Genomic DNA, 24,403 nt, shown 5'->3' on the forward strand with positions numbered 1-24,403 from the left:
GACGTCAGCCATGGCGGCGCCCCTTGAGCTCGACCAGCTGTCCCCCTTCAAGGCGCAGCACCCGATCCGCCAGGTCGCCATAGCCCGGGTTGTGGCTCACCAGCAAGAGACCGGCGCCGGTATCGCGCACCGCGCTCATCATCAGGGCCATCACCTGCTCGGCGTTGTGCTCGTCGAGACTCCCGGTGGGTTCGTCGGCGAGCAGCCAACGGGGCTGATGAATGAGGGCACGGGCCAGCGCCACCCGCTGGCGCTGGCCGCCGGAGAGCTGCTCCGGCCAGGCGTGGCGTTTGTGGCCCATGCCAAGGCGCGCGAGCAGGGCATCGAGGCGCCCATCGTCCTGGGGCAGGTTGTTTATCTGAAGGGGCAGGGCGAGGTTCTCGGCCACGGTCAGGGTCGGCAGCAGGTTGAAATCCTGATAGACGATGCCGAAATGGCGCCCGCGAAGCCGGGCCCGCTCGTCTGTCGGCAGGGTGTCGAGACGGGTCTCTTCCAGCCAGATCTCCCCCTCGTCCGGGGCGATGAGACCGGCGATGAGGTTGAGCAGGGTGGACTTGCCACAGCCGCTTTGCCCCAGCAGCAGGCAGGTTTCCCCCGGGGTGAGGGCGAGATCCAGCCCCTCGAACAGGGGGAGCGTCTCGCCGCCGTTGGCGAAGCGTTTACTGAGGTTGCGCAGGCTAAGCATGGGATAACCGTTTGATGGTCAATGGCTTTCACAATGTCCGTCACTATGCCAGTTAGTGATCGCGCCTGCAAAAGGGATGGGGATCCTCGCTGGATCCCGCTTGCCTGAGGTGGTTAGAATAGGGCCTTCCATGGGTCACAGGATGAGCAAGGATGTTACACAAGCAAGTCAGTTTTATCGTCGACAGCAAGGGCGTCAAGCAGGCTGCCGTGGTCCCCATCGATATCTACAACGAGCTGATGACCCTGCAAAAGGCTCTCTCCGACAACAAGCCGGGGGAGCGCGAGCTCTACCACTTCAACGGCAAGGGGGCAGAGGCCCATGGTTATCCGGTGGGCAAGCGGCAGAACCCCGGTTTCATGGTCCAGGCGGGCTCCACCGCCAACGGCGAGGATGCGGCCTCCCTGCGCGAGGCGGTGATCGAGCTGCGCCAGGAGCTGCTGGGCAAGGGGGTGCTCGTTCCCCACCCCGAAGGGGGCTTCATCTTTACCGCTGATCAGCTCTTCAACAGCCCGAGCCTGGCCGCGAGCCTGGTGGCGGGCAACAACCGAAGCGGGCTGGATGCCTGGCAAAACAGCGCAGGCTACACCCTCAAGCAATCGGGTTTTGGCAAGAAGACCTCCTGATGACGGGGCCAGGCAACGGGCCTCGCTCATGTTTGCCTGAGAGCCCGCGGCGGGCCGCTCATCAGGATGACAAGGAGGGCGGCTTCCCTTTGGGCTGCTAGCCTCAATGCCAGACGCCTGCCAGGAGATGCCGCCATGTCTGGACTCCTTCGCCTCGTGCCCGGGGCGGCCCTGCTCAGTGCCCCCGCCGCTGCGGGCAACGGCCCCCTCGAGCTGACCCACAGCGGGGTCGGGTTCTTCGCCCTCGCCATCTTCGCCCTGGCTTACGCCCTGGTGATGGCCGAGGAGTACCTGAAGCTGCGCAAGTCCAAGCCGGTGCTGGTGGCCGCCGGCATCATCTGGATAGCCATCGGCCTGGTCTATACGGGGCAGGGGCACAGCGAGCTGGTTCAGGCCGGTTTTCGCCACAACCTGCTGGAGTATGCCGAGCTGATGCTCTTCTTGCTGGTGGCCATGACCTATGTGAACGCCATGGAGGACAGGCTGCTGTTCGCCGTGCTGCGGGTACGCCTGGTGCAAGCGGGCTTCAGCCTGCGTACGCTCTTCTGGCTCACCGGTTTTCTCGCCTTTTTCATCTCCCCCGTGGTGGACAACCTCACCACGGCGCTGCTGATGTGTTCAGTGGTGCTCAACGTGGCCAACGGGGAGCGCCGCTTCATCAACCTGGCCTGCATCAACATCGTCGTGGCGGCCAATGCGGGCGGCGCCTTCAGCCCCTTTGGCGACATCACCACCCTGATGGTGTGGCAGGCGGGCAAGGTGCCGTTCCAGCAGTTCTTGCTGCTCTTCATCCCCGCCCTGCTCAACTTCCTGGTGCCGGCCACCCTGATGAGCCTGATGGTGCCCCGTCTGGTGCCCGCCATGCCGGGCGAGATGGTGGTGCCAAGGCGCGGCGCCGTTGTCATCGTGCTGCTCTTTGTGCTCACCATAGTGACCGCCGTCGCCTGCCATCACTTCCTGGGGTTGCCTCCTGTGCTCGGCATGATGATGGGGCTGGGCTACCTGCAATTTTTCAGTTTCTATCTGCGAAAGACCCAGCCCGTCACCCTGGCCCGGGCACGGGAGCTGTATGAGCGCACCGGGGACGAGGCCAGGTTGCTACGTCTGGGTTCGGTGGTGCCGTTCGATGTGTTCAACAAGATTGCCAAGGCGGAGTGGGACACCCTGCTCTTCTTCTACGGGGTGGTGATGTGCGTCGGCGGCCTCGGGTTTATGGGGTATCTGGCGCTTGCCTCCCATTTCCTCTACGACGGCGGCGATCCGACCCTGGCCAACGTCGCCATCGGCCTGCTCTCCGCCCTGATCGACAACATTCCGGTGATGTTCGCCGTGCTCTCCATGGAGCCGCAGATGAGCACGGGGCAGTGGCTGCTGGTGACATTGACCACCGGGGTGGGGGGCAGTCTGCTCTCGGTCGGCTCCGCCGCCGGGGTGGCCCTGATGGGGCAGGCCAGGGGCATGTATACCTTCGTCGGGCACCTCAAGTGGTTGCCTGCCATTTTGCTTGGCTATATGGTCGGCATAGGGGCGCACCTGTGGCTCAACAGCGCCCTGTTTTAGGGAATCCGGTTCCAGGCACCAGGGAGAGGCAGGATGGGACAACTGTTCGAGGCGCTTTCGCCGCGCCATGTCACCTTTATCGAGGGGCAGAAGATCTTCTTCGTCGGCACGGCAGCCGCGAAGGGATCGGTCAATCTCTCCCCCAAGGGCGGGGATTCGCTGCGCGTCCTCGATGCCCACACCCTGGCCTGGCTCAACCTGACCGGCAGCGGCAACGAGTCCGCGGCCCAGGTGCTGCAACAGCCGCGCATGACGGTGATGTTTTGCGCCTTCGAGGGGGCGCCGCTTATTCTGCGGGCCTATGGCCAGGCACGGGTGCTGCACCGCACTGATCCGCAGTGGCCGTCGTTGCTGGCGCTGTTCCCCCCAAGCGTCGCGGCTCGCCAGATCTTCCTGCTGAACAGTGAACGGGTCCAGACGTCGTGCGGCATGTCGGTGCCCCTGTTTGACTATCAGGGAGACAGGGAGGATCTCGCCAACTGGTCGGCACGCCAGGGGCAGGAGGGGATAGAGGCCTACTGGCGCAAGAAGAACCAGCTAAGCCTGGATGGGCTGGAGAGCGAGATCATGGCGCGCAGCGGGTTGCAGGCCGATGACTGAGGCCTGCGCCCCGATGCAAAAAGCCCTGTCCATGGACAGGGCTTTTTCATTGCAGGGCATCAGGGGACGCGCTTGCCGCTCAGCAGCCAGTAACTGAGGGCCGACCCCAGGCCGCAACCGGCGATGGCGATGGCCATGGGGAGCGGCGACTCGGGGGGATTGAGGTTGACCAGGACCCCCACCAGGGCCCCAAGGCCAAAGCGCAGGGTGCCCGCCAGCGCCGAGGCGGTGCCTGCGGACTGGGGGAAGTGGCCCATCAGGCCGGTCATGGCGTTGGCCCCCACCAGGCTGATGTGGCCGACGAAGAGCACCACCGGGATGACGATGCCCCACAGGCCCCCGGTCTGGCTCCAGGCGTTGTAGATGAGCAGGGCCCCGGCGAGCGGCAGCACGGTCAGGCCGTATCGCAGCATGCGCTCGGCACCCACCCCTTTCACCAGCCGGCTGTTGGCGAAGGTTACCACCATCATCAGCAGGATGTTGAGACCAAAGAGCCAGCCATAGTGCTCGGTCGGCACCTTGAAATACTCGATGTAGACATAGGGGGAGGCGCTCAGGAAGGCGAACATGCCGGAGCTCGACAGGGCGCCGCACAGCACATAGCCCATGGCACCACGGTGGGAGAGCACCCCCCAGTAGTTGCGAAGCACCTGCCCGAGTCGCAGGGGCTGCTTGTGCTCGGGTTTGAGGGTTTCCTCAATCTTCCACTGCATCACCAGGCAGATGAGCAGACTGATGGCCACCAGCAGCCAGAAGATGACCCGCCAGTCGCTGTGAGCGCTGATATACCCCCCCACCACGGGGGCCACCAGGGGGGCGAGGGTCATCACCAGGATGACGAAGGACATGGCGCGGGAAAACGCATCCTTCTCGAACAGGTCGCGCAGCAGGGCGTTGACCACCACGGAACCCGCGGCGCCCCCTGCGGCCTGCAACATGCGCCAGGCGAGGAGCTCAGGCAGGGAGTCCGCCATGGCGCAGCCCACGGAGGCCACGGCAAACATCGTCAGGCCCGCCAGGATCACCGGCTTTCTGCCGAAGCTGTCGGCGAGCGGCCCGTAAAAGAGCTGGCCGATGGCAAAGCCCCCCAGGAAGGCGCTGATGGTGAGCTGGGCGCCGTCGATGCTGGTAGCCAGATCCCGGGCGATGGCGGGAATGGCGGGCAGATACATGTCCACTGCGAGGGGAGTCAGGCCCGCCAGGGCACCGAGCAGGATGAAGAGGAAACGGGGGGAGAGGGAGCTGGCTTGGGGCATAGGGTATCCGAGTCGTGGGCTGGGCCGGGTTAAGAGGCAGGTGTTGAGTCTATCAGTTTTGGCGGGCGCGATCAGGTGCATCCTGCCCGATGCCCTTTTGTCTGGTGTGGCGCCAGAGCAGCCAGAGCCAGGCAAGCCATCCGAGCAGGGAGAGGGCATTGCCGGTGCGCTCCGGCCAGCGTGCCGCCAGGGTCAGGGTGAGGCTGTGGTGGCCCGCCGGAACCCAGAGTTGCATCAACCCCTGGCGATTGGCGCTCACCGTCAGCGCCAGGTGCCCGTCGAGGCGGGCCTCCCAGCCGGGGTAATGGTATTGGTGCAGGACCAGCCGGGTCGGCACCCGGGCCTTGATCTCCAGCGCCAGGGCGCGGGGTTGCCAGCGGGTCAGGGTCCAGCTCGCGCCTGGCGGTTCGGCGCTGACGGGCGGCTGGAACTCTTCCTTCCAGGCGAGCAGGGTCGGGGCGAACATGCCCCCCGGCACCTGCCTTGGCCTGTATTCCCGGGCACTGCGCTTGCTGTCGAACTCGAATGCCATGGCCTCCCGTTCGGGGGCCTGGGTCAGGGGGGCATGACGCACATAGGCCAGGGTGGAGAGGAGGGTCAGCAGAAATACTCCCCACCAGAGCCCCTGCCAGAGACGATGGGGCTGGGTGCCGAGCGCCACCACGGCGACCGTGGCAAGGGCGAGCACCAGGTTGAGCCGCCAGGGAAACTGCACCCGCTGCAAGGGGGGAAGCAGGCTCCAGAGAGGCTGGCTCGGGGGCAGCATCATCAGGAAGGCGACGACGCCGATCGCCCCCCAGCACAGCAGCTCGGGGTGGCGCGGCTCCCGGGCGGCGGCCCAGGCGATGAGCAGCAGGACCAGGGTCAGCATGCTCTGCCACGCCAGGTGACCGCGAAAACGCCAGTCCTCCCAGGCGCTGGGCAGGCGGTCGAGAAAGTTGCGCCTGTAGTCGAACATGCCGCCACGCATCAGCTCCATGGAGATGGCCCCCTGATCCGCCAGGGCGGGCAGCAGCAGGGCGGCTGCCATGCAAAGCCCCACACCCTGGGCGCCGAGGGCTTGCCAGCAGGGCGTCAGAGTGCGGGTGCGTCTGGCGAACCAGAAGGCGCGCAAGGTGACCAGCCCCATCATGAGCAAGAGGCTGGGGAGGTGGGAGAAGGCCAGCAGCGCCAGCCCCAGGATCAGCAGGGGCAACCCCTGAGGTCGTCCGCGGTGGGCGAGATCCTGCCCCAGCAGGATAAGGGGAGCCCAGGCGAAGGCCCAGAACTCCGCCAGGGCGAAGCGGGCATAGAGATCCATGGCGACATGATAGGGCAGCGCCAGATAGAGCAGGCTGGCGGCCAGGGCCCGGCCAGGGGGCGTGGTGGCACGCAGCCACAGATAGGTAAACACCCCGGAGAGCAGCAGGGCCAGGGTGGCGCTGCCAAGCAAAGGGTAGATGGCCTGCTGGGGGTGGGCACCGGGCCCGGCAAAGAGGGCGCTGACGTAGTAGGGGAGCGGGGGATAGAAGAAGAAGGTGGGGCTGCCGAAGCCGCCGTTCATGGCCATCAGCCAGCGGGGATAGAGTTCCCCCTGCCAGAGCTGACGGGGAAAGTAGTGGCCGGAGAGCAGGTGATGAAACAGATCGTGTCCCTGGCTGCCCCCCTGCCACCAGAGCGGCAGCATCAGCAGGGCGCAGGCCAGCAACAGGGCCAGCGCGACCCGTATCCCCTCCCCGGTTCCGCTCGTGTTTCTTTCCATTGCACTGGTTCCTGACAGACCCGGCTGTGAGTGTAGACGAGTCGTGCGATGCCCTCGCAAGTGCCCGGTTCAGCGGGGCAGGGCGAGCCAGAGGCCGGGTTCGGCGTGAAAGCGGGGGGCAAACCAGAGGGTGTCATAAGGGCCTGGTAGCGCCTCTGCCCCCAGGGGACGGCGGCTGAGGCGGCAGGCCCCCTGGGTGAGCGCAAGGGCGGCATCCCCCCGGTACCAGCCGTCGGTGACGGGCAGGGTTGTGGTTTCCCTAAGCAGCCTCACTCCCCACTGGGTCACCAGCGCCGGGCAGTTTTTTTCGGCGACCCTGGCCGCCTGCACCATGGCGGATGGACGGGCTGGGGTGAAGGTCACCGCGAGCAGCAGCAATCCGGCCAACGCGATCAGCTCAACTCCCCGGCGCGGCAGCCAGCCTGCCAGCAGCACGAGGCCGAGCAGGGTGATGGGGGCCAGATGGCGGGGATTGTCCGGATTCTGGCCAAACAGGGTCCACAGCAGCAGAACGAGCCAGTAGAGGGGCCAGAGCACGGAGGGGGCTGGATTTTGATCCTTTGAGCGTTGCCAGAGCGGCAGTACCAGCAAGGCCCCCATCAAGAGGGGCCAGAGCGGGGTGAGCTGATCGTTGAAGGTATTCGTCCAGCTCAGCAGTCGATCCCCGTGGGCTGCCGCCGTGTTGCCCCACAGGGTAAAGTGGCCGTCGGTAAAGCGCCGCCCCTCGGCAAAATAGGCCCAGCCGTCGGCCTGCCAGACAAACAGCAGGCAGGCTAGCCCTACCAGCGCTATGGGGAGCACAAATCTGACGCGGTTGCCCTGCTGCGCCATCCCCAGCCAAAGGGGCAGCAGGGCCAGCACGAAGTAGGAGGGGCGTAGCGCAAGCATAAGGCCGAGCAAGAGACCTGCCAGGGCCGCTTTGCGATGCAGCAAGGCCAGCAGCGCGCCGAGCCAGGCGGCCAGCGCCGGCCCGTCCGAGAGTCCGGAGAGGGCGAGCGTCGGGGTGAGCGGCAGGGCCAGCACCAGCAGCCAGGCCGGCGCCAGCAGGCTGGGCCGTTGCCACAATCTGACCGCGAGGGAGGCGGCGAGCGGCGCCAGCAAGCTGCTCCCCAAGAGGCTTGCCCACTGCACCGCACGGGCCGGATCGTCCACCGCCAGATTGATCAGCCGCGCCAGCCAGATAAAGGCGGGGTAGCCTGGAAAGTGGGGGGAGAACTCCAGCACGCTGAAGCGTACCACCCCGTGGGCAAAGTTCAGGGCATCGTCGGAATCGAGCGCCACGGGGAAGGTCAGCAGCCAGCCAAGCCAGGCCAGTTGCAGCAGGGCAAGCAAGTAGAGTCGATTGGCGAAGCGTAATCGGCCGTGGCGACGCCCCCCTTCTCCCCTTGCGGGAGAAGGGTTGGGGATGAGGGGGGCCGTCGTCATCGATGAGAGGTCATCAAAGCGGCGCCAGCACGGCCATCAGCGCTTTTTCGGCCTCGGTGAAGGCAGTGGCATCGGCGGGCTTGGCTCCCACCCCGAACACCCCAGGGTTGCCGATGGCATCGAGCACCTTGGCCAGCGCCTGTTCGGCGGCCTTGCGATCTCCTTCATTCAGGGAGGGGAGGATCAAATCCAAGAAGCGCTTGCTCTTGACCACCAGCACCTTGGCGGTCTGGTAGTCGCCAAGGTTCTGGCTGGCCCCCTCGAGGCGGCGCTCGATCTCCGCCTTGTAGGCCCGGTTGAGCAGTGCCGCGGTAGCCGCAGCGTCTTTGGCCTTGATGGCGGCCGCCAGCGGTGCTTGCAGCTCGACCTTGTGGTGCTCTTCCAGATAGGTCAGCTCCTCGGCAATCTCGCTCAAGGTGGCGCTGGCATCCTTGCCGTCAGTGGCGGCGCCCAGCAGTGCCTCGCGGGCATCGATCAGCGGCTCCTTGCCGGCGGCGGCGTAGGAGTAAGCCTGCGCCTGACCGCTCAGGGTCAGCAGCAGGGTGAGGGCAAGTAAACCCGGGCGGATGGTCATCCTCTTCTCCTTGTTTGTTTATGGCGCGGCCATCACGCCACGCTCTGGGTTTCAATGACGGTATTTTCGTTGCGATGATTGAAGATGGCGTGGCGTCTGTCCACCCCGTCGATCACCATGTCTGCGGCCATCATCCCCATCTCCATGGCGGTGTCGGTGAAGATGTAGCGGAATGTCCCCTGACGGCCGGTCATGATGAGGTTGCCTATCGGCATCAGCGCCTTGATGGCTTCGTTGCGGCGGGCCTGATAGCCCAGATCCATCAGCGGATAGGCGTATTCACTGCGCGCTTCGAAGGTCTCATCGCCGAGCTTGGCTGTATCGACGCCGAGGCTGGCGAGATCGGCGGTGACCCGACCGCGCAGATCAGAGAGCGGTGCCTGCCAGGTGGCATCCCCCGGGTTGCAGGGGATCTCCAGCATCACGGATGTTTGCCCCTGTGGCGCCATAAAGGGGCTGCGCCGGCGCGGCTCCTGCAGACGGGTCGCCAGAATATGGGGGTCGGAGAGGTACTGCCAGGTGTTGTCCGACAGGTTCTCCTGTTTGAGGGGCATATTGACGAAGCGAAGCGACCGGTAGTGGAGATCGCACGGCAAGCCCAGGTGCTTGCAGGTGAGCGGCAGCGGCAGGGTGGAGATCACCTGATCAAAGCGCTCGCTCTGCTCCACGTCATCTTGTTTCCAATACACCCGTTCAATGCGGCCATCAGCCTGCTCGAGACGGGTGATGGTTGCGCCGGTCTTGAGTGTGACGCCCTCTGTCACCAGCCGCTCCCCCAGGGTGGTGAAGATCTGGCCAAAGCCATACTTTGGATAACGATATTTGCGGGCATAGGTGCGCACCGACATGCTGCCGTTGCGCCTTGGCAACAGGCGGCGCGCCACGTCTTTGAGGTCAATCAGGCTGATGCGCTGGCCAGCCCAGTCGGCGGAGAGCTTGTCCGGGTTGATGCCCCACAACTTGCCGGTGTAGCCCTCGAAGAACTGGCGGTAGAGGGTGCGACCGAAGTGGCTCTGGATCCACTCGGCAAAGCTCGCCTTGGTAAAATCGGTGGGCTTCTTGGCAAAGGGCAACAGCAGCAGATCCTTCACCGCACCGGCCATCAGGGCGAGCGGCGCCGTCTTGAGCAGGTTGGGCAGGTTCAAGGGGTAGTCATAGGTACGCCCGCCAAAGCGGATCACGCTCTTTCGCTCGGCGTGGAGCAGGTCGTCCCCCATCAGCTCGTCGATAAAGGCGAGCAGCTCGGGGTTCTTGGTGATGAAGCGGTGGCCGCCGTAGTCGAAGCGATACTCGCCGTCGCGCCCCTTGAAGGTCTGGGTGGCGCACATGCCGCCCACGACCGGCTCCTGCTCGAACAGGGTGACTGCAAAACCGGCCTGGCGCAGGCGCCAGGCGGCCATCAGACCGGCAGGGCCGGCGCCCAGCACCGCAATGTGCTTCTTGTTGTTGTCGTTCATGAGTGTTCCGAAACGGCGTGATAGCTGGGGGAGCGCGCCTGTGCGCGGCTCCCGAACAGAGTGTGATCCCCGGGCTCAGCCCCTGGTCGGGGCGGCGCTCCCTTGGGGGCGATAGCTGCGATGCCAGAGGGTGACAAAGATGATGAGGTAGCTTGCCCAGGTCAGCAATTGCAGGCCCGCCGGTGAGGCGTTGTAGCCAAACAGGGCGCGCAGGAAGGTGCCGAATACCCCCTGATCGTCGAGGATGTGGCTGATGTTGAAGACAGGCGTGGTCCAGAAAGTGATGACGTCCGCTGCCTGCAACATGTTGACGGCGGACGAGAGCAAGCCTGCTGCGATGATGATGATGAGCAGGCCGGTCCAGCGGAAGAAGGGGGCCAGCGCCACCTTGCGGGTGGATCGCAGCAGCCCCCACACCAGCACCACAGAGACCAGCAGCCCCGCCAGCGCCCCCATCAGCCCCTGGTGCAGATCCACCCCTTGCCCGGAGTAAACCAGGGCCGAGAAGAAGAGCACGGTTTCAAAGCCTTCGCGCATCACCGCCAGGAAGGCGAGCAGTACCAGACCAAACAGGTTGCCACCATCGATGGCGGCATCGATGCGCGCCGTCATGGCCCCCACCTGGGATTTGGCCTGTTTTTGCATCCAGATAGCCATATAGGTGAGCACCAGGGTGGCGAACATCAGGATCCCCGCCATCAGCAAATGGTTATAGCGCTCGCTCTCGAACTGGCTCACCACCACCTGGAACAGGAAGGCGACGACAAGGGAGGCGACAAGACCGAGGCCCACCCCCAGATAGATGAACTTGTTGTAGCGGCTCGCCCCCAGCTTGGCGAGGTAGGAGAGGCAGATGCCGACCAGCAGGAAGGCTTCCAGCCCCTCGCGCAGGGTAATGAGAAAACTTGCGAACATCAGGATTGAGGCTCCGTATCGGGCGTGAGGGGGAGGGGCTGCAGGGTCAGTTGCAGCCGATTGAGTTGCACTATGGGTGGCTCCGGCAAGCTCGGCTCGGCGGCGCGCACCGCATCATTGACCCACTTGGGGTAGGTGCGGAAATTGAGTCTGATATCGGCCTTGAAGGGCCCCCGGGCATCTGCGGGTAGCGGCCAGGCTTCATCGCGCCAGCCATCGGCCGGGATGCGGGTGTCTTCAAGGAGCTTGGCGTAGCGCCAGAACTTGAGCCCCACCGGCTTGCCCTCGGCATCGCCGAACACCTTTCTAAATAGCCGCGCATCCTCAGGGACGGCGCCGTTTACCGGCTGGCCGCTTTCAAGCACCAGCTTGCCGCTGGCGTCGGTGACGGTCAGCTCCAGCCAGAGTTCACGGAAATCGGCGACCCCGGTGGGCAGGGCGTGGCCGGCGCCGGTATTGGCGACTCTCACTATCAGCGCAGGTTGGCCACTATGGTTTTCAATGCGTGCCGAGAGGGTGGCGCTGGAGCGCAAGAGGGCCAGGCTCTCCTGCTCGAGCGTTGCACTCCTCAGCCCCACCAGCTGATGCTGGGCGCCGGTAAAGTTGTGGCGATAGAGTCGTTCTTTCACTGTGCCGTTTTCGGTGGACTGGCCCGCCACCGGCGCGCCGCCGTTGCCAGGTGTAGGGTTCATGTGGCAGTCGATGCAGGTGCGCCGTTTGGCAGGATCTTCGGCTTTGGCGAAGCTGGATTTTTCCCACTCGTCCCAGGTGTTGACGATATTGGCACCGGTGCCCGGGGCAAACTCGTTGTGGCACGACTTGCACAGGGCCGCGTCCCGGTAGAAATCCTTCTGGTAGGAGGCCTTGTGCATGGCGGGGCGGGCGTTGATCTGCCGCTCGGCCAGCCAGTGCTGGAGGCTGCCTCCCGGGGCATCCTCGAACACATAGCTCTCGCGGTCTTTCAAATTGACCGTAAAGGCGCTGTTGCCGCCGGCATCCTCGAGCCGGGTGATGCGATGGCAGAGCACGCAGCCGGTGCCTTCTTCCACCACGGGCTCGCCTTTCTGGTGGGCGGCAATGAGCGAGGCTCCGCCCTGCTCGAACATGTGGGAGCCCTTGGGCAGATCAGTCTGGCCGTTCATCACCTGCTGGGGCATGTGGCAGCCCTGGCACCACTGGCCGAAGGCTTCGCCCTCGGTTTCGCGGGCCAGTGCCTGCACCACCTTGTAGTAGGGGTGGGAGTTGCCCATCAGCCGGTGGTTGCTCTCGCTCCAGTCCTGGAACGCCTGTTGGTGGCAGTTCTGGCAGGAGGCGGAGTTGAGCCACTCCTTGGGATGAGTGGTCGGCGCCTTGGCAGGATCCCTGCGCGGGGCATCGAGCCTGAGCCAGTTGGCCAGATAGGGGAGGTTGCCATCACTGGTTACGAAAGCGTGCAGATCCTCCATCATCGCCTGCACCTCGGGCTGGGGCCTCGCGGGGTCGACCGGCTCGGCCCCATCGCGGGTGTCATGGCCCATGCCGCCCTGGGTCTGCTGGGTCATGCGCAGGTATTCGCCGATAAAGTCCCCCGCCACCATGTTGGCGAGGTTGGCGTGGCCGTTGATGGCATTGTCACCGCTCTGCTGGCGGTGGGCCGCCATCAGGTAGCGGTTGGTGAAGTTGAACCCGTCCAGATGGCAGGAGTTGCAGCTCATCCAGTTGTCCCCCGCCATGGGAAAGCGGCTGTTGGCGGCAGTGTTGCCCAGGTTGAACAATCGTTCACCGCGCTTGAGGGCTTTGGGGCGGGGATCGGTCTCTACCAGCTTGGCGAAGTGGGGCACATCGACGGTGACCCGGGCAAACGGGCCGCTGCCGCCGCTATTGAGGCGGGTGAGATCCTGCCCCATGACGTTGTGCACCAGGATGTGGTCGCCATCGATCAGCAGATCGCGCGGATTCTGGCCCGGCAGGTGACGCAAGAGCTGGGTCGCCTTGGCACCCCCCTGAAACTTCTTGCGGCGGTGGCGGTTGCTGTTCTGCTTGCCGCTGCGCGACAGGTCAAACACCAGCAAGTCTTCGGAACCCGCCAGGGTCAGGTAGACCCGCTTGCCATCGGCGGCGAAGCGCGCCGCGAACGGGTTGGAGACGATCTGGCTGCGGTTGCCGACGCTGGGCAGGTTGATCTGCAAGAAGAGCTGTTTTCTTTCATCGACCCGCTCCTTCTCTTCATCGAGATCGATGATGGAGACGGCCGGGAAGACGGTGCTCTGAAACTGGAAGGGGTGATCGAAGCTCCACAGTACATGAGGCAGCCAGGCCTCGCTGCCATCGGGGGAGAGGGCGATGCCGTCCAGCAGGCGCGGCAAGCCCTGGGAGTCGCTCGGGGTATCGCTGTGGGTTTCCGCCAGGGTGATGAGCTTGGGCTTGGGGAGGGTAGCGCCCTTCTCAAGTTTGGCGAGATCATAGATGGCGAGCTGGCCTGTCATGGCGTGGGTGAGCAGCAGGCGATCGTCGTTGGTCAATGCCAGCCCGCGGGGAGTCTCGGCGGTTTTTGCATCCAGCTGGAGGTTGCCCGCCCTGTCATAAGCCTGAAGGCGCCCTCCCTCGAACAGCGTGACCCAGAACCAGCGCCGCTTGGGATCGAAGATGACGCCGTAGGGTCTATGGCCGGTGGGGATCGCTTTTTCCTGCTCGAGATCATCATCCAAGAGCAGCAGGCGATCGCCGCTGTAATCGGTGACTAGCAGGGTGCCGTCATCGGCGCGGGCCAGCTGGCGCAGATCGCCCCTCAGTTGTGCCTCTTTGAGTCGCTTGCCGCTATCGCGCTCAAGCAGGGTGACCGAGCCGGCACTCTGGTTGGCGGTGACGAGGCGCGGGGCGCTCCCCTCGTCATAGGCAATCATGGCGGCGCCCATCTCCTGGGCCGAGGCGGTCACCAGCAGCAGGGCGGCCAACATCAGGGATAACAACAGCTTCAACATAAGATCAGGTGCGCCATTTCAAGATGGTCCAGCGCCAGGCGTGGCGCAGCACCAGGGGCGTCAACGCGAGGGCGCTCAGCCAGTGGGCCCAGCTGGCAAGGTCGCCGAGGCTGTCCCCCGGGGTGCCGTGCAGCACCAGCACCAGCCCGCTTGCCAGACAGACCAGCAGCAAGGCTTCGATGATGCGCCCCGTGGTGCGCAAAAAAGGCTTGCGGCTCTTGCGCAGCAGGCTGCGATGGGAGAGCCAGAAGGCGCCAAACAGCAGGGGAAACAGGGTGAGCGAGAGGGCGACGTGCAAAAACAGGTTCCAGCGCGCCAGGGACCAGGTCGGCGTCAGGGGTTCCCACAGCAGCAGACCGGAGAAAAACATCAGATAAAGGGCACCCTCGGCCGCCTGATGGTGATAGGCCAGCCATTGCCAGCATTGTCGTGGTGAGAGGGAAAGACTCGTCATGGGTGCTCCAGCTCCCGGGCGGTTCAGCCCGGGGCGAGCAAGTTTACAATGCAGTAAGGGTAATGAAAAGAGTTATCAATTCGGCTCTTGATGAATAGACCCTGAATGGCGCCGGGCCCTATTTGTGCTCCGCCAGCCGCTCGGTCACCGCATAGATAAGTGCCGCGGTGGAGAAGGCGAGGAAGACGATGACCGACCACTTCATCTCGATCTCGTTGCCGGTGCCGTCGTCGAGGAAGGCTTTGAGCACCTCGATGCCGGCGATGGTCACCAGAGAGTTGATGACGATGAGCTTGAGGGACGCGAAGTTGATCTTGCTGAGCCAGTTGTCGCCGAGGGCCGCTCGCTGCTCCGGAGTCTTGATGAACTGCACGTAGCCGCAGATGGCCACCAGGATCAGCATCTGGGCGACCAGCACGAAGTCCACCAGGGTGAGTACCCCCGTGATGAGATCCAGATAGTGGATGTCGATGATGTCGCGGCACAGCACATAGAGCTGCATGGCGAACTTCACCATCAGGAGGGCGACACAGATAAGGATGCAGACATAGAAGGGGAACATCATCAACCGGCTGCCGTTGAGCATGACGTTGAAGCGGCGCATGGGAAACTCCATCGAAAAGGAAGGCAGCCAGAATATCCGGAAAGAAAGGAGCGGGAAAGCGCCTTGGCGCCTCCCGCCCGGCCTAGAGGAGGAAGGTGGGAAGGCCCCGGAACAACTGCTGCAACCCCTCGCCCCAGGCCTTTCGCAGCGCCACGAAATGGGGGTTCTGTTCGGTGATGCGGTGCAGGTTCTCCGCCGAGAAGCTGCCCTCGTGATAGACCAGGGCATCCAGGGGCAAGCCCACCGACAGATTGCTGCGCAGGGTCGAGTCGATGGAGATGAGGGCGCACTGCAATGCGGTCTGAAGCGGCGTCTCATGGTGAATGATGCGATCGATGATGGGTTTGCCGTACTTGCTCTCACCAATCTGGAAGTAGGGGGTGTCGGCGCTCGCCTCGATGAAGTTGCCCTCCGGATAGATGTGGAACAGGCGGTGGCGCTCCCCCCGGATCTGCCCCCCCAGCAGGATGTTGCAGCCGAAGTTGATATGGCCCTGCTGCTGACCCCCATCCCGGCTGATGACGGTGCGTATGGTCTGGCCGATGAGGGCGGCAGCCTCGTAGAGGCTGGGGAGGGCAAGGAGCTCCTGCCCCTCCGTCAGCAGGCTGATGACGCTCTGGGTGGTGGCCAGATTGCCGGCGCTTTGCAGCACTATCACCCTGTCCTCCCGGGTGAAGAGGTGCAATTTGCGGAAGGTGGCGATGTGATCCACCCCCGCATTGGTGCGCGAATCGGACGCAAACACCATGCCGTCTTGCAGGCACATGGCGACGCAATAGGTCATGACCGCACTCCCGCCAGGACTCTCCCGGTCTTCATTGCTGCTGTCCATCCAGGCGGGTCACCTGCGCCTGGCTCTGCAACTGTTCGCACCCGCCGCCATAGCGCACGCCGCGCACCGGACAGGCATCCAGATAATCCATGCCGACCGCGAGCTTGAGGTGCTCGCTGGTGGAGCTGGTGAGGTTGGTGACGTCGAACGTGTGCCAGCGCTCCTCGATCCACACCTCGGCCCAGGCGTGCATCGCCACGTGGCTGTTGTCCTGGCTGTAAAGGTAACCGCTCACGTACCGGGCCGGCAGGCCGGCGTGGCGGCAGCAGGTCAGGAAGACATGGGTGTGGTCCTGACAGACGCCGCTGCCCGAAGCAAGTGCCTCGTCGGCGCTGAAGGTGGCATCCGTGCTGCCAGGTTGATAGGGCATCAGCACCAGGATGCGTGCCATCAGGCTCTGCAAGTCGGCCAGGGTCGGCGCCTCTGGCAGGCAGGCCTTCGCGAGATCCTGCAGGGCCGGGGTCGGGCGGGTGAGGGGGGTGGGCCTCAGGTAGCTCAGGGGAGAGATGAGGGAGGACTCCTCATCTTCCGGGGCGTCGTCGCAGATCTCCACCTCCCCGTGGGCGCGGATCAGGATCCCCTCGTGGGGGGACTCCAGGCTCAGCACGTGCAGTATGTTGCCGTAACCGTCCGTGGTGCAGGTGGCCTCCCCCGGCAGCTCCAGCTCCCAGGAGAGGATCTGCTGGCGGGCCGTGCTGTGAGGAGTCAGGCGCAGGTACTGGGTGCTGCGGCGCACCACGTCGGCATAGTGGTAGCGGGTCTGGTGATCGATGATGAGTCTCATAATACCTCCAGGTAGGCGGCGTGGATGCTCTGGCCGATGGCGCTGAGGAAATCACTCAGGTACTCCTGCATGCCGAGGGCAAAGACATCGTCGATGGCGCCATAGGTCAGATGTGCGTTGAGTATGGTGGTCAGGCGCCGGGGCGTCTGGCCGGCGTTGCCCTCGATCTGGGCCAGGATCAGCTCCATTTCGTCGAGACAGGCCCGCAGGGAGCGCGGTACTTCATTGCGCAGGATCAGCAGCTCGGCGATGGAGGCATGGGAGAGCGTCTTGTAGAGGGTCTGGTGGGCCTCGTAAGCGCCCACTGACCGCAACAGGGCGTTCCAGCGGTAGAACTCGCGCACGCTGTCCTCGTCCTCCCGGATCACCTGATACTTCACGGTCAGGATGCGTGCCGTGTTGTCGGCCCGCTCGATGAAGGTACCAAGGCGCAGGAACCAGAGCACGTCACCGCGCATGATGGTGCCATAGGTGGCGCCGCGAAACTGGTGGGAGCGTTCCTTGATCCAGTCGAAGAACTCCTGGGCCTGGCCGCTGGACAGCCCCGCCTGGCGGCGTCGGCGGATCTCTATCCAGGCGGCATTGATGCTCTCCCACACCTCACCGGGGATCTTGCCCCGCACGGCGTGGGCGTTGTCCCTGGCCATGCGCAGACAGCTGAAGATGCTGACCGGGTTCTCCTCGTCGAAGCAGAAAAATTGCAGCAGGTTCTCCATGTTCACCTGGCCGTAGCGGGCCAGGAAGGGCTCATGGGTGCCGCTGATGGTGAGGGGCGCCACCAGCTCGCTGTGATCGGCGTCGATGGAGGGCATCAGCGACATGGTCTGGGTGACGTCCAGCATGCGTGCCGTGTTCTCCGCCCGCTCCAGGTGGCGGGACATCCAGTAAAGTTCGCTTGCGGTGCGGCTCAGCATGGGCTGCCCTCCATGACCCAGGTGTCCTTGGTGCCACCGCCCTGGGAGGAGTTGACCACCAGAGAGCCTTCGGTGAGGGCGACCCGGGTCAGGCCGCCAGGTACCAGGCGCAGCTCCTGCCCCGTGAGGACGAAGGGGCGCAGATCGATGTGGCGGGGGGCGATACCGGCGTCGACGAAGGTCGGGCAGGTGGAGAGGGAGAGCGTCGGCTGGGCGATGTAGTTGTCCGGCCGAGCCTTGAGCAGCTCGCGAAAACGGGCCAGCTCCTCGCGGCTGGCGCAGGGGCCGATAAGCATGCCGTAGCCGCCAGCGCCATGGACCTCCTTGACCACCAGCTCCTCCAGATTTGCCAGCACGTGGGAGAGGGCAGCCGGCTCGCGGCACTGCCAGGTGGGCACGTTGTTGAGAATGGGATCTTCCCCCAGATAGAAGCGGATCATCTCCGGCACATAGGGGTAGATGGACTTGTCATCCGCCACCCCGGTGCCGATGGCATTGGCCAGCACCACGCCGCCGGCGCGGTAGACCGAGAGCAGCCCGGGCACGCCGATGAGGGAGTCCGGGTTGAAGGCGAGGGGATCGAGGAAGTCGTCGTCGATACGGCGATAGATGACATCCACCCTTTTCAGCCCCGTGGTGGTGCGCATCAGCACCTGACCATCCTTGACCACCAGATCCGCGCTCTCCACCAGCTCCACCCCCATCTGCTGGGCGAGGAAGCTGTGCTCGAAGTAGGCGCTGTTGAAGCGCCCCGGAGTCATCACCACCACGCAGGGGTTGTCCACCGGGCTGCTCTCGCGCAGGGTCTGCAGCAACAGGGCCGGGTAGCGCTCCACCGGGGCGATGGGCTGGTTGTGAAACAGCTCCGGGAAGAGGCGCATCATCATCTTGCGGTTCTCCAGCATGTAGGAGACCCCGGAGGGGGTGCGCAGGTTATCTTCCAGCACATAGTACTCACCGTCGTGGTTGCGGATGATGTCGACCCCTGTGATGTGGACATAGGTGTCCCGGTGCAGGTCGACCCCCTGCATGCAGGGCTGGTACTGGGCATTGGTGAGGATCTGGGCGGCCGGGATCACCCCCGCCTTCAGGATGCGCTGATCGTGATAGATGTCGTGCAGAAAGGCATTGAGGGCGGTGACGCGCTGGCGGATCCCCTTGTCCAGATGTTGCCACTCCCGGGCGGGAATGATGCGGGGAATGCTGTCGAACGGGATGAGGCGCTCGGCGCCGTCCCCGTCTCCGTAGACGTTGAAGGTGATGCCGACCCGGCGAAACAGCAGGTCGGCCTCTTCACGCTTGCGCTCTATGCTCTTCTCGTCGGTCTGGTGCAGCCACGAGAGGTAGGCGTGGTAATGATCGCGAAACTGGTTGTCGGTGAGCAGCATCTCGTCGTAACAACCAGGTCCGGGGGGCTTGATGGGCAGCATAGGCAACTCCTTGTGACGTCCCTGCGTACATCACAAAGTGCAAGGGCTGTGCCAGCCAATTGAGTCGCTATCGAGGCCAGTGTCAGTAATTTTTCATTCAAAAATCATATGGATGACTTTTATGTCATCACGGGGCAAGGCAGGGCGCACCAGAGTGGTACCCCATAGAGGGTAAGCCTGCGCCATCTTGTGGCAACAGGCCATGAGGGCAAGGGACGGGCGCATCGGGATGCGGGGGCGGAAGGCGAGCGCCCTTGCCCCGAGGTGGGGCAGGGGGATAAGAAAGAACCCGACCGATGGCCGGGCTTGGGGGGATTCAGGCACCGGGAGTGGAGGGGCGGCATGCTGGTCCCAACGTTCAACCTTCTGGTTGGGGGATCATGCAGGGACGGGGCCAGGGCAAACCAGGCCGAAGCCAGGTCCGGGCTGCCCAGCGGCGTCGCGGCCATGAGGTCATGAACGTCAAACTCGTCCGGCACGCTGGCGGCGTGATGTTCCCAGACATGATCCAGCGTGGCTTCCTGCCGTGCGGGCAGGGCGGCAATCTCGGCGGGGCTGCACAGTCCGTGGTGCAGGAGCTGGGGAGCATAATCGAGCATGAGCTGCTCCCGGCAGGCCGTGCGGATGTCGTCCCTGCTCCCCAGGTGACGCAAGGCTTCCAGGTTGCCAGCAAGCCAGCCGAGGCGGGCTGCTTCACAGCCGAGGTCGTGCCAGGCGGCCAGTTTGTCCGTCGCGTCGGCCAGTTGCTGATTCATCTGTCGGCGCATCCGCAGCAGCAGTTGGCCCAGGGGGGTGCCGTCATCTAGGGATTCATCAGGCCAGGCCAGAATATCCTTCGCCACCTTCATCAGGACGGGCATGCTGTCTCCCTCGGCGGTGCCGACCAGATCGCACAGTTGCAGGGTAGGGGCGATGCGATTTCGCAGGAATTTTCCCTGGGCACCACACCGCTGCATGCAGTGTTGCAGAGAGGTTCGCATCAGTTCGACGGCGACGGCCTTGACCAGGCCTGCGTCGGTCTGAAAGCGGGAGGAGTGCCGTCCATCCGGCAAATGTCGTTGCTTTATCCCTTCGTACAGCGCCATGGCGGCCAGCCCCGTCACATAGGCACGAGTCAGTATCTGGCGGTGCAGGGCATGGTGCGCCAGCGGTATGACCCGCCCGTTGTGGGCGTGCAGCGGTCGTTGCTGCGCGTAGTGAATGGCCAGTGCGAGGCTCAGTTTCAAGCCGGGGATCAGGGAGGCGGTCAGCACCAGTTTTCCCCACTCAACACGGCGCAGGGAGCTGAAGAAAATGTCGCGTTGGCTGGCAAGACGAGAGTGAAAGATGCCCCCTGCACTGATGTCGTGCTCATGACCCCTGAGCCATGCCCAGCGGGGGAGCGCCATCTGCTCGAAGGTGATGATGGCGTGATCTACCACGTCGAAGTAGGGGAGATCGAGCACGTCCGGGCTGGAGACGCTGACCCCCTGACACAGTGCGCCACGGGTGTCCCGGCAGGGCACCAGAAAGGGATGAATGCCACAGTCTTGCTCGCCGACCCACAATCTGGCCATCACCACGCTGCTCTTGGGTTGCCCTTCCAGGGCGATGTAGGGCATGAACTTGGCGGCATGCCGATGGGGGGTATGGAGGATAAAACCGTCAGTGGCACTGTCGTAGCGGACTTCGGTTGCCATGCTCATGGCATTGTTGCCACAACCCAGTTCGGTGACCAGATAGAGCCCGTGAGTGCGCAGGGCCAGAGCCTCCTCAATCTGGCCGATGATCTCCGGATGGTGCCGATCCCCCAGCTCCAGCAGCGTGCCGAGATAGAGATTGTAATGACTGGCCAGCAAGGGGCAGAGCCCCCCTTGCCGGGTCAGGCAGGGAGACTCCATCAGGGTGAGGAGGGGGGCCAGGTCGTCAACGATATCCTCTTGCCCGAGTGCAGCCGTGCTGGCGACAGTGTGGAAAATCCGGTAGATGGCCCGGGTCCGTTGTGCCTTCTCGAGATGATGGAGATCGGGGAACAGGGTGTCGTTGAGTGCCAGGGTATGCAGGCGACTGGCCAGTGAAGCAGGGTGTGACATGATGGCTCCTTGACTGGATAGATCCAAATGGTCCTTTTTGAATCAATCATAGTCTTTGGGATCTCTGTGACACCCTGGTGACGCGCCTAGGGACGAGTAAGGGTCGTCATCGAAGGCCATGGGGAATCAGGAAAGCAAGCAGGTGGCGGTTTGGCGCGCCATCGGGCAGGGGGGGGGCCGTGGACAGGCCCGGAAGAGCAGATATGAAAAAGCCCAGCCAAAAGGCTGGGCTTTAAAATGTGGCTCCCTCGACAGGACTTGAACCTGTGACATACGGATTAACAGTCCGCCGTTCTACCGACTGAACTACGAGGGAATTGGCTCCTCCTACTGGACTTCATTCATTTATCAACGGATTGGGATAACCGCCGAGCCGTCGCGTCCGTCGAGATTTTGTAGCCATCTGTCATCCAGCCTGACCGGATATAGTCCGGAGAATTGTTGCTCCGGAGATAGATATTGCTGCTCAGATGAGCGGTAAAGGAAACGATAGAAACAACTAGGAGGTCCGGATAGGGACCTGAACTGGGATGTCGTGAATGCCATAAAGTAAAAAGGCCCCTGCTGTCACGCAGGGGCCTTGGTGGTTACTCTTCTCGCTTGGGTTTCGCGGTTCGCCGCTCAAATTTAACGGGGGGGTAGCGTTCCTCCAGTAGGTCGTACAAGGCATTGAGCACCTGCACTCGCCCCTTGCACTTGAGGTTGTATGTCCAGGCTTTCAACCGTGCCTCCTCACTGTTGCCGAAGTGGTTGACGAACAAGGTCCCGAACAAGACCCAGAGCTCGTCAACCCTGTATGTTTTTTTGATAGTCTTGAGCTTACTGGACTTGAACCAGTGACATACGGATTGGGATAACCGCCGAGCCGTCGCGTCCGTCGAGACTTTTTAGCCATTTATGATCCCGCTTGAGCGAGCTTGAAGATAAGTCCCAAACGTTTCCCATGTGATATTGATCAGATGTCTTATGGTTTGCGCTTGCCCAAATGATGAACTGCGTTAGTCTGTCGCGCATCATCTGTAAAAAGGATAATAAAATGAATGTCATACAGCAGCAGGCTGTCGCACTTCTTGAAAACGTGGCTCGCTGGGCTGAGGTCACTCGTCGAGCGAAATCTCTCTATCAGGCCGAGCTGGCACCAGATTTCAGCCTGATGGACTGGTTAAAGAATGATGAACTAGCACTTTCACGTTATCTATGTTTTTTACTATCCCCTAATGAAAGTCATGGGCAGTCAATATTGTTTCTAAAAGGATTTACCCATCTCATTGAAAAGACGGGGCACAGTAGCCCTATAGTTGCTAAAGATTGCCTTTATAAAGCCAGAGTAGATTATGAAGTTACTATCGAAAATGGCAGAAAAATAGATCTTTTGTTGACAACGTCAGAAGGTGTTATTGCTATAGAAAATAAGCCATGGGCTGAGGATCAAGAGAACCAATTAAGAGACTATGCACAATGGCTAAATAAACTGGAGAGACCATGGAAATTAATCTATTTATGCAATCATGAACCCGGTGAATGGACTCTTCCGAATGACACGCCAGACTCTCTGAAAAAGCATATTTTGACAATATCTTGGTATGATGTCATCGAATGGCTAGGCGATTGTTTATTGTACGTTCGGGCAGGCGCCGTCAGAATATTCGTTGAGTCACTAATTAAATACATAAATCAATCAATTAACGGAGAATTTATTGTGGATAACAACGATGAATTATCTGAAATCATCCAAAAAGATAGTAATACTATAGAGTCTGCATTTCTGATTTATAACCAGATAGAAAGTGTGCGTAAAAAGTTATATGAAAAGTTGATTTCAGACTTGAATAAAAAACTGATTCCATATGATTTAAAAATTAAATTTACTGATGTAGATACATCTAGTCGATGGGCTGGATTTTATATACCTTTAAGTTCTAGTGATATTTATTGTCTTTGCTGGGAGTTTGACCGAGCTAACTTTAATGGTTTGTACTTTGGCATATCAGGAATAAGTAAAAAAGAAGGCAAGACTGCTAACATCTCAGCAGCTATGTCAGAACTTTTTCCTCATATGCAAGGTAAATCAAATAAATATTGGTCATGGTGGAGTTGGGACCTCGATCCTCAGGGGAAAAATAGGATCCCTCAAAACTGGGGAAATGATGGCACGGTCTGGGCAAAGCTTGGTGAACGTGATGAAGACAGTATCTTTGCTGCACTGTATGAAGTGATAATTACTATTCACGAAAAACGGAATATGAAGCTATTTACGTAGGGATGAATAATTGATAAGCCACCGCAGACCCCTGGAAAATGTGAGCAACTCCTGTGAATCATTAGAGCATCGGGGAGCAGGGGGCATTCCCCATAGTGGCAATCACCTATATCAATAAGGTATTGATCTACTAAACAATTTGAGATGGTGAGCTAGCTGAGATCTCTTTGCCGGTTCGCAAACCCTGAAATTAGGAGCCATTGGTAACATCAGATAGAAAAAACGCCAGCCCCGAAGGACTGGCGTTGATACTTTAATCATTTTATCCCAGTAGAGATTCTGTTACATCGTCGATTTCCTCACAAGATTGATCTTCTAGCGACGGTTGTGTCGGGGTGACGGACTGAGCCGCCACGTCGTCGCCATCGTCACGACTTTGGTTAGCTTTTGGCTCGAACCAGACCTTGTAGTTCCGGTCAGTTGCCCGTCCTCGAATGGCTTGCACTCCGTTGCTGGTAAGGGCGTCTAAGAGCACTGGTAGCTTTCGAGACATCGCTGCTGCATTTTTGGGCATGTCTGACCCAAGACCGACAGCCGTTTGGGCTTCCAAAGCGCTGAGCAACTCATGAGGAGTTCCTCGCCAAGGATCGGTCTTGGAGTAGCGCTTCGCGAACATGGACAAGGAAACGAAGAGGGAGTCATCTACCACCCCTGCTACTTTTGCTTGTTCAACGTTCTGCTTGTATGCCTCTTGAAGTACCCCTGCTTGTTGGCCAAGTACCGCCTCCACGCCAGCAACCCAGAAGGAGAAGTCCGCCATGCGGCTCCGATAGAGAACCTTGGCGGAGCCTTTCGCGGTAATGATCTTGGCTGTTAATACATGCAATGTGTAAATTAAGGAAGGTAGCTGCTCCTCGAGTTTTGCCGACAATTCAGATTCTGAGCATCTCGCTTCATCTGGTATCGGCTTGAGAGCGATATTGAGACATCGACTAACTAGGTCGCTTTCCGTCACAAAAGTATGGATACCGTTCAATACAAGAGCGCAGCGCATCTCCATGCTGAACTCTTCACCATCCGTGTATAGTTTACGACCAGCAAGAGACCCGCCAGTGGCGACGACACAGAGGCCATCGCTTAGTTCCTGACGTATAAATCGCAGGTTATCGTAAATCAGCACATGGTTATTCTGAGATGAAATTGCAATATCTTTGATGTTTTTTTGCATTGCTTGGCTCATGTACAGAACCTTAAGCGGCAAGCGAATTAATAATACCGTCTAACGTGTTGTTTTGCTTGGATTTTCTCTGCCTA

Annotated in this window: 21 protein-coding genes and 1 tRNA gene; 4 read left to right on the forward strand and 18 right to left on the reverse strand. The window is 61.6% G+C overall.

All coding sequences use genetic code 11. From position 1 onward, the window contains the following. Positions 1–4: 4 nt before the first annotated feature. Complete coding sequence (locus PG887_RS12145) at positions 5–685, reverse strand: ABC transporter ATP-binding protein (protein ID WP_103254832.1); 681 nt, start codon at positions 683–685, stop codon at positions 5–7. Positions 686–837: 152 nt separating this feature from the next. On the opposite strand from PG887_RS12145, the gene PG887_RS12150 reads away from it, so the two are divergent. From PG887_RS12150 to PG887_RS12160, 3 genes are all read left to right on the forward strand, one after another. Next, a complete protein-coding gene (locus PG887_RS12150; protein WP_010674381.1) occupies positions 838–1,311 on the forward strand; it encodes a DUF4357 domain-containing protein in 474 nt (157 codons plus the stop codon). Between the two features lie 135 nt (positions 1,312–1,446). Next, the gene (nhaD, locus tag PG887_RS12155; protein WP_270821797.1) at positions 1,447–2,871 is read left to right on the forward strand and encodes a sodium:proton antiporter NhaD; all 1,425 of its coding nucleotides are present in this window, start codon (positions 1,447–1,449) and stop codon (positions 2,869–2,871) included. A gap of 33 nt (positions 2,872–2,904) precedes the next feature. Continuing rightward, positions 2,905–3,471, forward strand: coding sequence for a pyridoxamine 5'-phosphate oxidase family protein (locus PG887_RS12160; RefSeq protein ID WP_270821799.1), 567 nt, complete (start codon positions 2,905–2,907; stop codon positions 3,469–3,471). A gap of 59 nt (positions 3,472–3,530) precedes the next feature. Here the strand turns inward: PG887_RS12160 and PG887_RS12165 are convergent, their stop codons facing one another. The 16 genes from PG887_RS12165 to PG887_RS12240 form a co-directional block, all read right to left on the reverse strand. Next, the gene (locus PG887_RS12165; protein ID WP_010674385.1) at positions 3,531–4,727 is read right to left on the reverse strand and encodes a Bcr/CflA family multidrug efflux MFS transporter; all 1,197 of its coding nucleotides are present in this window, start codon (positions 4,725–4,727) and stop codon (positions 3,531–3,533) included. 52 nt (positions 4,728–4,779) lie between these two features. Continuing rightward, positions 4,780–6,468: a 6-pyruvoyl-tetrahydropterin synthase-related protein gene (locus PG887_RS12170; protein WP_270821800.1), complete on the reverse strand. Its 1,689-nt coding sequence runs from the start codon at positions 6,466–6,468 to the stop codon at positions 4,780–4,782. A gap of 69 nt (positions 6,469–6,537) precedes the next feature. Continuing rightward, the gene (locus PG887_RS12175) at positions 6,538–7,800 is read right to left on the reverse strand and encodes a hypothetical protein (RefSeq protein ID WP_270821816.1); all 1,263 of its coding nucleotides are present in this window, start codon (positions 7,798–7,800) and stop codon (positions 6,538–6,540) included. A 106-nt stretch (positions 7,801–7,906) separates the two neighbouring features. Beyond that, positions 7,907–8,467 (reverse strand): hypothetical protein, encoded by a 561-nt coding sequence (locus PG887_RS12180; RefSeq protein ID WP_270821801.1) that lies wholly within the window; start codon positions 8,465–8,467, stop codon positions 7,907–7,909. A gap of 32 nt (positions 8,468–8,499) precedes the next feature. Beyond that, positions 8,500–9,924, reverse strand: a complete 1,425-nt coding sequence (locus PG887_RS12185) for an NAD(P)/FAD-dependent oxidoreductase (RefSeq protein ID WP_270821802.1) — start codon at positions 9,922–9,924, stop codon at positions 8,500–8,502. Between the two features lie 75 nt (positions 9,925–9,999). Then, positions 10,000–10,839 carry an FTR1 family iron permease gene (locus PG887_RS12190; protein ID WP_270821803.1) on the reverse strand — a complete coding sequence of 280 codons (840 nt, stop codon included), beginning with the start codon at positions 10,837–10,839 and terminating at the stop codon, positions 10,000–10,002. Further along, positions 10,839–13,799: a YncE family protein gene (locus PG887_RS12195; RefSeq protein WP_270821805.1), complete on the reverse strand. Its 2,961-nt coding sequence runs from the start codon at positions 13,797–13,799 to the stop codon at positions 10,839–10,841. Before PG887_RS12195 ends, PG887_RS12190 begins: the two co-directional genes overlap by 1 nt. 4 nt (positions 13,800–13,803) lie before the next feature. Then, positions 13,804–14,253 carry a hypothetical protein gene (locus tag PG887_RS12200; protein ID WP_270821806.1) on the reverse strand — a complete coding sequence of 150 codons (450 nt, stop codon included), beginning with the start codon at positions 14,251–14,253 and terminating at the stop codon, positions 13,804–13,806. Between the two features lie 118 nt (positions 14,254–14,371). After that, positions 14,372–14,857 (reverse strand): YqhA family protein, encoded by a 486-nt coding sequence (locus PG887_RS12205; RefSeq protein ID WP_010674393.1) that lies wholly within the window; start codon positions 14,855–14,857, stop codon positions 14,372–14,374. Positions 14,858–14,939: 82 nt separating this feature from the next. Then, entirely contained in the window at positions 14,940–15,641 is a 702-nt protein-coding gene (locus PG887_RS12210) for a peptidase (protein WP_270821808.1), read from the reverse strand. A 31-nt stretch (positions 15,642–15,672) separates the two neighbouring features. Continuing rightward, entirely contained in the window at positions 15,673–16,473 is an 801-nt protein-coding gene (locus PG887_RS12215; RefSeq protein ID WP_103259930.1) for a transglutaminase family protein, read from the reverse strand. Then, positions 16,470–17,387, reverse strand: a complete 918-nt coding sequence (locus PG887_RS12220) for an alpha-E domain-containing protein (RefSeq protein ID WP_270821809.1) — start codon at positions 17,385–17,387, stop codon at positions 16,470–16,472. The genes PG887_RS12215 and PG887_RS12220 overlap by 4 nt, the downstream gene beginning before the upstream one ends. After that, complete coding sequence (locus tag PG887_RS12225; protein WP_010674397.1) at positions 17,381–18,817, reverse strand: circularly permuted type 2 ATP-grasp protein; 1,437 nt, start codon at positions 18,815–18,817, stop codon at positions 17,381–17,383. The genes PG887_RS12220 and PG887_RS12225 overlap by 7 nt, the downstream gene beginning before the upstream one ends. Positions 18,818–18,936: 119 nt before the next feature. Next, on the reverse strand, positions 18,937–20,889 hold the full coding sequence (locus PG887_RS12230; RefSeq protein ID WP_270821811.1) for a hypothetical protein: 1,953 nt from the start codon (positions 20,887–20,889) through the stop codon (positions 18,937–18,939). Positions 20,890–21,129: 240 nt separating this feature from the next. Continuing rightward, positions 21,130–21,205: transfer RNA gene (locus PG887_RS12235), tRNA-Asn, on the reverse strand. A 271-nt stretch (positions 21,206–21,476) separates the two neighbouring features. Continuing rightward, positions 21,477–21,611, reverse strand: coding sequence for a hypothetical protein (locus tag PG887_RS12240; RefSeq protein WP_270821812.1), 135 nt, complete (start codon positions 21,609–21,611; stop codon positions 21,477–21,479). A 314-nt stretch (positions 21,612–21,925) separates the two neighbouring features. Between PG887_RS12240 and PG887_RS12245 the strand changes: the two genes are divergently transcribed. Next, complete coding sequence (locus PG887_RS12245) at positions 21,926–23,149, forward strand: PDDEXK-like family protein (protein WP_134749380.1); 1,224 nt, start codon at positions 21,926–21,928, stop codon at positions 23,147–23,149. Between the two features lie 262 nt (positions 23,150–23,411). On the opposite strand, the gene PG887_RS12250 is transcribed toward PG887_RS12245, so the two are convergent. Then, on the reverse strand, positions 23,412–24,329 hold the full coding sequence (locus PG887_RS12250) for a hypothetical protein (protein WP_270821814.1): 918 nt from the start codon (positions 24,327–24,329) through the stop codon (positions 23,412–23,414). Positions 24,330–24,403 lie beyond the last annotated feature (74 nt).

Origin of the sequence: Aeromonas sp. QDB14, assembly GCF_027707845.1 — a bacterium.
Classification (GTDB): domain Bacteria; phylum Pseudomonadota; class Gammaproteobacteria; order Enterobacterales; family Aeromonadaceae; genus Aeromonas; species Aeromonas caviae.

Bases quoted from the DNA above. Each gene is read 5' to 3' on its own strand.
- PG887_RS12145 (WP_103254832.1), bottom strand. From the start codon at position 685: ATGCTTAGCCTGCGCAACCTCAGTAAACGCTTCGCCAACGGCGGCGAG.
- PG887_RS12150 (WP_010674381.1), top strand. From the start codon at position 838: ATGTTACACAAGCAAGTCAGTTTTATCGTCGACAGCAAGGGCGTCAAG.
- nhaD (WP_270821797.1), top strand. From the start codon at position 1,447: ATGTCTGGACTCCTTCGCCTCGTGCCCGGGGCGGCCCTGCTCAGTGCC.
- PG887_RS12160 (WP_270821799.1), top strand. From the start codon at position 2,905: ATGGGACAACTGTTCGAGGCGCTTTCGCCGCGCCATGTCACCTTTATC.
- PG887_RS12165 (WP_010674385.1), bottom strand. From the start codon at position 4,727: ATGCCCCAAGCCAGCTCCCTCTCCCCCCGTTTCCTCTTCATCCTGCTC.
- PG887_RS12170 (WP_270821800.1), bottom strand. From the start codon at position 6,468: ATGGAAAGAAACACGAGCGGAACCGGGGAGGGGATACGGGTCGCGCTG.
- PG887_RS12180 (WP_270821801.1), bottom strand. From the start codon at position 8,467: ATGACCATCCGCCCGGGTTTACTTGCCCTCACCCTGCTGCTGACCCTG.
- PG887_RS12185 (WP_270821802.1), bottom strand. From the start codon at position 9,924: ATGAACGACAACAACAAGAAGCACATTGCGGTGCTGGGCGCCGGCCCT.
- PG887_RS12190 (WP_270821803.1), bottom strand. From the start codon at position 10,839: ATGTTCGCAAGTTTTCTCATTACCCTGCGCGAGGGGCTGGAAGCCTTC.
- PG887_RS12195 (WP_270821805.1), bottom strand. From the start codon at position 13,799: ATGTTGAAGCTGTTGTTATCCCTGATGTTGGCCGCCCTGCTGCTGGTG.
- PG887_RS12200 (WP_270821806.1), bottom strand. From the start codon at position 14,253: ATGACGAGTCTTTCCCTCTCACCACGACAATGCTGGCAATGGCTGGCC.
- PG887_RS12205 (WP_010674393.1), bottom strand. From the start codon at position 14,857: ATGCGCCGCTTCAACGTCATGCTCAACGGCAGCCGGTTGATGATGTTC.
- PG887_RS12210 (WP_270821808.1), bottom strand. From the start codon at position 15,641: ATGACCTATTGCGTCGCCATGTGCCTGCAAGACGGCATGGTGTTTGCG.
- PG887_RS12215 (WP_103259930.1), bottom strand. From the start codon at position 16,473: ATGAGACTCATCATCGATCACCAGACCCGCTACCACTATGCCGACGTG.
- PG887_RS12220 (WP_270821809.1), bottom strand. From the start codon at position 17,387: ATGCTGAGCCGCACCGCAAGCGAACTTTACTGGATGTCCCGCCACCTG.
- PG887_RS12225 (WP_010674397.1), bottom strand. From the start codon at position 18,817: ATGCTGCCCATCAAGCCCCCCGGACCTGGTTGTTACGACGAGATGCTG.
- PG887_RS12230 (WP_270821811.1), bottom strand. From the start codon at position 20,889: ATGTCACACCCTGCTTCACTGGCCAGTCGCCTGCATACCCTGGCACTC.
- PG887_RS12245 (WP_134749380.1), top strand. From the start codon at position 21,926: ATGAATGTCATACAGCAGCAGGCTGTCGCACTTCTTGAAAACGTGGCT.
- PG887_RS12250 (WP_270821814.1), bottom strand. From the start codon at position 24,329: ATGAGCCAAGCAATGCAAAAAAACATCAAAGATATTGCAATTTCATCT.